Annotated in this window: 6 protein-coding genes; 4 read left to right on the top strand and 2 right to left on the bottom strand. The window is 33.9% G+C overall.

The features are described 5' to 3' along the window. The first annotated feature begins 514 nt into the window (after positions 1-514). Together HU235_RS16250 and HU235_RS16245 are read left to right on the top strand one after the other, a co-directional pair. Entirely contained in the window at positions 515-1624 is a 1110-nt protein-coding gene (locus tag HU235_RS16250) for a PQQ-dependent sugar dehydrogenase (protein WP_174880871.1), read from the top strand. 92 nt (positions 1625-1716) lie between these two features. Further along, on the top strand, positions 1717-2196 hold the full coding sequence (locus HU235_RS16245) for a GNAT family N-acetyltransferase (protein ID WP_095297217.1): 480 nt from the start codon (positions 1717-1719) through the stop codon (positions 2194-2196). A 185-nt stretch (positions 2197-2381) separates the two neighbouring features. Here HU235_RS16245 and HU235_RS16240 read toward each other — a convergent pair whose 3' ends face one another. Together HU235_RS16240 and HU235_RS16235 are read right to left on the bottom strand one after the other, a co-directional pair. Then, positions 2382-3152 carry an SDR family NAD(P)-dependent oxidoreductase gene (locus HU235_RS16240; RefSeq protein ID WP_174880870.1) on the bottom strand — a complete coding sequence of 257 codons (771 nt, stop codon included), beginning with the start codon at positions 3150-3152 and terminating at the stop codon, positions 2382-2384. 92 nt (positions 3153-3244) lie between these two features. Then, positions 3245-3901, bottom strand: a complete 657-nt coding sequence (locus HU235_RS16235; RefSeq protein ID WP_170944189.1) for a GntR family transcriptional regulator — start codon at positions 3899-3901, stop codon at positions 3245-3247. 376 nt (positions 3902-4277) lie between these two features. Here HU235_RS16235 and HU235_RS16230 point away from each other — a divergent pair, with 376 nt between their 5' ends. Together HU235_RS16230 and HU235_RS16225 are read left to right on the top strand one after the other, a co-directional pair. Then, positions 4278-5102 carry an AraC family ligand binding domain-containing protein gene (locus tag HU235_RS16230; RefSeq protein WP_174880869.1) on the top strand — a complete coding sequence of 275 codons (825 nt, stop codon included), beginning with the start codon at positions 4278-4280 and terminating at the stop codon, positions 5100-5102. Positions 5103-5129: 27 nt separating this feature from the next. Further along, on the top strand, positions 5130-6050 hold the full coding sequence (locus HU235_RS16225; RefSeq protein ID WP_174880868.1) for a DMT family transporter: 921 nt from the start codon (positions 5130-5132) through the stop codon (positions 6048-6050). Positions 6051-6170: the final 120 nt, after the last annotated feature.

The following is a 6170-nucleotide window of genomic DNA, read 5'->3' as shown; positions in this document are numbered from 1 at the left end:
AAATAAATATATATATTAATTTCCTCATTAATTGCTAGAGTATTCATTAAAGTTCATTAGTATTGAAAAATGATCGATTATAAGAGAATAGTTAAAGCTTCAAATCCTTTATATGTATGGAGTGAAGCTTTTAATATTTTTGTGAAACGCCTTGAATTTAGTATTGGAATAAACACGCTTTATCTTTGTAAAGGTTGCCATATATGATAATTAATCATGCTATTCCTAACATTGTTACTCGATTAGTTATTGAAAGTGTTTTCTTATTGTTTATAATTTAAGGAAAAGGATATTCGTGACAAATTTTGGATAGTAAGGATTGCTAATTTGTGCTGTATCCAAGCTTTGTCTTGAGGGAAAGAGCGATGATGGTTATCCTCAAGCGATAGGTTTATTCCAAGATTAAGAAGAGAAAATGCTGTAATAAACAGATAGAGTGGGCCTTAACAGAACGAGGAAATTGAATGGTAAAGTAGTTCGAGAAATTAAGGATGAAAGGAATGGAGCATTGTTGATGAAAAATGTCTTACTTATATTTATGTTTGTAACCTTAACAGTTGGATGTTCCGTAAATGAGCTACAAAATTCTCGAGATGAGCAGCAAGGCTCTTCAATGGATCTGGAGAATCGCGAACAGGAAAACAGACAAGTATCCACTGAAAACGTTGAAGTAATTGCAGAAAATCTTGACGTTCCTTGGTCTATCGAAAAACAAGGGGATACATTTTATTTGACAGAAAGACCAGGATCTATCGTTAAAATAGAGAATGGTAAGAGCGAGCGGCAAAGCGTAGAACTTAAGAGAGAGCTTGCAACAGCATCTGAGGCTGGCTTATTAGGGTTTGTGCTTGCACCAGATTTTTCCCAATCAAAGCTTGCTTATGCGTATTATTCATATGAAGATAGTACAGGGCAATTTAATCGAATCGTAACACTTCGATTGAATGGGAACGTTTGGAAGGAAGAAAAATTGCTTCTTGATAAAATCCCAAGCGGTTTTTATCATCATGGGGGAAGGCTGAAAATTGGTCCAGATAACAAGTTTTATGCAACAACAGGTGACGCATATGAACCGGAGCTTGCACAGGATCCTCATTCATTAGGTGGGAAAATAGTTAGAATAAATCTTGATGGAACGGTTCCAAATGATAATCCGTTTCAAGATTCCTACATCTATAGTTTTGGTCATCGTAATCCTCAAGGAATGACATGGTCACCTGATGGTACGTTATATGCAAGTGAGCATGGTAATGATGCAAATGATGAGATTAATCAAATTGAAGCAGGGAAAAATTACGGTTGGCCAATTATTGAAGGTAAAGAAGAAAAGGAAGAGATGGTTTCGCCGTTATTTACTTCTGGATCTGGAGCAACTTGGGCACCATCGGGAATGGACTTTTATAATAACAAATTGTACGTAGCAGCTTTAAGAGGTACTGCTGTATTAGAATTTAATCTTGAAACAGGTGAACAACGAGAAGCTATAGCTGGACTTGGAAGAATTCGAGATGTACTAATTGAAGATAACTCCCTTTATTTCATTAGTAATAATACAGATGGGAGAGGAAACCCGCTAGAAAATGATGATAAGCTTTATAAAATTACACTTTCACAATTACATTAACATAAAAGAAAAGAACGTTAAGTTGACAAAAGAAGATAACATATCGAAGAAGAAAGTAGTATGCTAAGATCGTTTGTTGAGGAGAATGAAAAATGAATGTAGTTGAAGTTAAGAACTTACCAAATCATTTAATTGTTGACTTTTTTACGGAGCATTGGGGAAGTCCAGAGATGGTCATATCAAGTGGAATCTATGATTGTAGTTCGTTGGATGGCTTCGCTGTTGTAGAGGATAAAGATAAAATTGTTGGCTTAATTACTTATATTATTGAAAATAACGAATGTGAAATTATCTCATTAGACAGTGTAAAAGAAGGACAGGGAATAGGTTCATTACTTGTTAAAGAAGTTGAAAATCTTGCTAGCAAGAAAATTTGTAAGCTTGTAAAGCTTATTACAACAAATGATAATTTGCTAGCATTAAAGTTTTATCAAAAGCGTGGGTTTATCCTATCGAAAATCATCAACAATGCAGTTGAGAAAGCCAGAAAATTAAAGCCTGAAATTCCTTTGATAGGTAATGAAGGTATACCAATTAGGGACGAGATCGAATTGATAAAGAAATTAACGTAAGTATAGGTGTTTCATCTACAAAGTGACAAGAAAAAGGGGTGGTTACATAACCACTCCTTAATTATGCTATAGACATTCAGCTGAAGAATGAATGTTGAAATAGATGTACTTTATTAATGTCTCATCAAGTTTAGTTTTAAAAATACTTTTCACACAGGTTTTAAAGACAAAGTGATTTACAACTATTAAACAGATGTTGCTCCTTGTCCACCGTCAATTCGATAATAAGATCCAGAGATAAAGGAAGCTTTATCAGAAGAAAGGAAGACCATTAGATCAGCTATTTCTTCAGGAGTTGCATAGCGTTTCATAGGAACACTATTTTCAAACGCCGTGCGAGCTTCTCCTTCTTTTCCTGGCATTGCATTTGTTTCAATTGATTTCATCATTTGAGTATCTACCCCTGATGGAGCAACAGCATTAACGCGAACTCCATAATCGGCAGCCTCCAATGCAGCAGTTTTATTTAAACCAAGTACCGCATGCTTAGAAGCAACATAAATTCCCATGCCAGGAGCACCGAGTAACCCCCCGTTAGATGCTGTATTGACAATTGCACCACTTCGTTGTTCCTTCATAATAGGCAACACATACTTTAATCCAAGGAATGCACCAAGAACATTGACACCAAAGACAGCTTGATAATTATCAACAGTTTGCTTATCCAACAAACCAAATTTCCCGTTAATTCCTGCGTTATTTATAAATACATCAATTTTACCGAATTTGTTTTTCGTTTCCGTAACATACTGTTTAACTTCGTCCTCTTTAGATACATCAGCAGGTAGTAAAAGAAGATCTTCCGCTTCAATTGAATTAGCAGCCTTTTGTAATGCTTCTAATTTCAAATCGATAAGCGCCAATTTCGCTCCTTCTTTAGCAAATGCCTTTGCAGCTGCAAGTCCGATTCCAGCAGCTGCCCCTGTTATTAAAACAACTTTTCCTGAAAAATCCATCTTTTATTTCCTCCCTTTCATCATTTACATATCAATGATAACGCTATTATTGTAGATTGTCGACAATTTTGTTTGCGAAGGGGGGAGCCCTTCTATTCAGTTAGTGTATCTAGCAACAAACAAGGAATGATAGCTTTAGCTTGATCAATTTTATTGCTTTTAATGAAGTTGACGGTCTCTTCCATTTTCGGATGAAAATGAATCATTGTCTCGGTAGTCCATTTTATTTTGGCAAATACATTAAGAATATAAACTGATTCATAATAAAATTTGCTAAGAGCTTTATTATTAGCAATCTCAAAAATATAGTTCGTTAATGCACTTGAAGACTCTTGGTATGCTAATAATTCTCCTGCATTAAACATATTGGACATTTTCTTAAGCTTTTCGTCTAAGGCAAGTAGGGAATCTGGAGTCCATCTCTCTTTAGATAATTCTAGTGCCATTTGAATAAGACCGATCATTACTTCGGTATATTCCTTTATTTCATATTTCGTAAAAGATTTGACGAGTGTTCCTTTTCTCGGTACCCTTTCAACAATATTATCGATTTGCAATAAATATAATGCCTCTCGGACAGGAGCACGGCTCGTTTTAAGCTCTTGAGCAATGTGCTCCTCGACAATTTTGTCACCAGGCTTTAATTCATCCTTCATGATTTTTTCTAAAATATGTTTTGCGATTTGTTCTGGTAACGATTCACCGAATTGATTTTCGTTCAATTTAAAAGGTGAGATATATCTCGACATTTTTTTCACTCCATAGCATTTATAAACATTTTTTTGAAAACATTTCATTATTCTATATAACTATACTCTGTAGACATAAACCTAAAAAGAATATGTATAATTATAGATTGCGTATCAATTTTATAAAATAGTTAATTAGAATTATACTTTTTATAAAAATGATATTACCCATAAATAAAATTTACCTCTTGCGCTAAATTGGCTGCTTTAAAAAGTGTTTAGTGTAATTAATTTGTTTTAAAAAAAATTCAAGTAAATGAAAACGGTCTGGTAGATTTGAAGCTATCATGCTGTTTTTTTAGTCAATATCATACAAGAGGCTCTACTAAATATGTGCTACACTATTTTTCAGACCATTGCTGGGAGGTTTTTATAGATGAAACAGGAGGAAAGAACAATTCGCTTTGATCATGATTTGCAAATCGAAGCTTATCGTTTTCATGGTATTATGCAAAAGTTTCCCAATCACTTTCATGAATATTATGTAATTGGTTTTATTGAAAGTGGACAAAGAAAATTGACTTGTAAGAATAAAAATTATGTCATTAATAGCGGAGATCTTATCTTTTTTAACCCTTTCGATAATCATGCATGTGAACAAGTTGATCATAAATCATTGGATTATCGATGCTTGAATATTAAGCCAGATATTATGCGAAAGGTGGCAAAGGAAATTACCGGAAAAGACGATCTTCCTTACTTTACTACTCCTGTTGCCTATCATAGTGAACATGCTCATTTGTTGCATCATCTTCACCAAATGATTATGGATGAGATAACAGAGCTTGAGAAAGAAGAAACGTTTTACTTTCTTATGGAACAGTTAATAGAAGAATATTGCGAAGTAGCTAAGGATATAGAATTCGGTAAGATTGAACAGAAAATTGCTAAGGTTTGCGAGTATATAGAAAAGAATTATACAGAACATATTTCTCTAGAAGAATTGGTGGAAATTTGTGATATGAATAAATACACATTGTTACGCTCATTTGCGCGGATTCGTGGCATTACTCCATATCGTTACTTACAAACGGTCCGAATCAATGAAGCGAAAAAATTATTAGAACAAGGGATTAAACCACTGGAGGTTGCTATGCAAACGGGCTTCGTCGATCAAAGTCATTTTAGCAAATTTTTTATGGACTTCATCGGATTAACCCCAGGGCAATACCGCAACATTTATATTGAATATAGTAAATAAGCAGATAAAAAGTGGAAAGGAAAAAGGATGGAAAACAAACTTTCAGTAGGACATTTATCAGCAATTATTACAATTATCATTTGGGGAACAACGTATATCTCTACAAAAATCTTATTAAATGGTTTTTCTCCAATAGAGATTTTATTTTTCCGGTTTGTTATAGGAATTATAGCTTTAAAAATGATTTATCCTTATCGATTAAAGTTTATGGATAAACAGCATGAACTGCTATTTGCCTGTGCTGGGCTCTGCGGAGTTACATTGTATTATCTTTTGGAAAACATCGCCTTAACTTTTACATTAGCTTCGAATGTTGGTGTGATCAGTGCTATTGTTCCATTTTTTACAGCGATACTTATTTATCTTTTTTTGAAAAACGAACCATTGCGGATGAATTTTTTCATTGGATTTATTGTTGCGTTATTAGGTATTTTTTTAATTAGCTTTAACGGTTCAACTAATTTTCAATTAAATCCTGTTGGCGATCTATTAGCAGTAGCGGCTACGCTCATTTGGGCGATATATTCTGTGTTAACTAGGAAAATTAGTAGCTATGGCTATAACACGATTCAAGCGACAAGGAGAGTATTTTTTTACGGTATTTTGTTTATGATACCGGCACTTTTTTTATTTGACTTTAAGCTTGATTTAGAACGCTTCGTTCAACCTGTTTACTTGTTTAATTTATTGTTCTTAGGACTAGGTGCGTCTGCTCTTTGCTTTGTCTCATGGAACTTTGCAATAAAAAAATTAGGTGCGATTAAAACGAGTATTTACATATATTTAGTTCCAATTATTACGGTCATTACAGCAATGATTGTGTTGCACGAGCCTATGACATGGATGGCAGCCTTAGGGATCTTACTTACATTAACTGGGCTTTTCATTTCGGAGGCTAAAATAAATACAAAAAGAAGTAAGGTATTAGTAAATGGTTTGACTAAGTAAGCTAAATTTCAAATGATTTATCGCTAAATCGGAATGCTTTGCTCTATAAGGGCAAGGCATTTTTTTTTGAAAAGACTATCGTTACCATTTATTTCATGTGAAAAACTTTCATAATAGGAA

Origin of the sequence: Metabacillus niabensis (assembly GCF_902829255.1) — a bacterium.
GTDB lineage: Bacteria > Bacillota > Bacilli > Bacillales > Bacillaceae > Metabacillus > Metabacillus niabensis.
The sequence above is the reverse complement of the archived record's forward strand: the minus strand, read 5'-3'. Positions and strand labels throughout refer to the sequence as shown.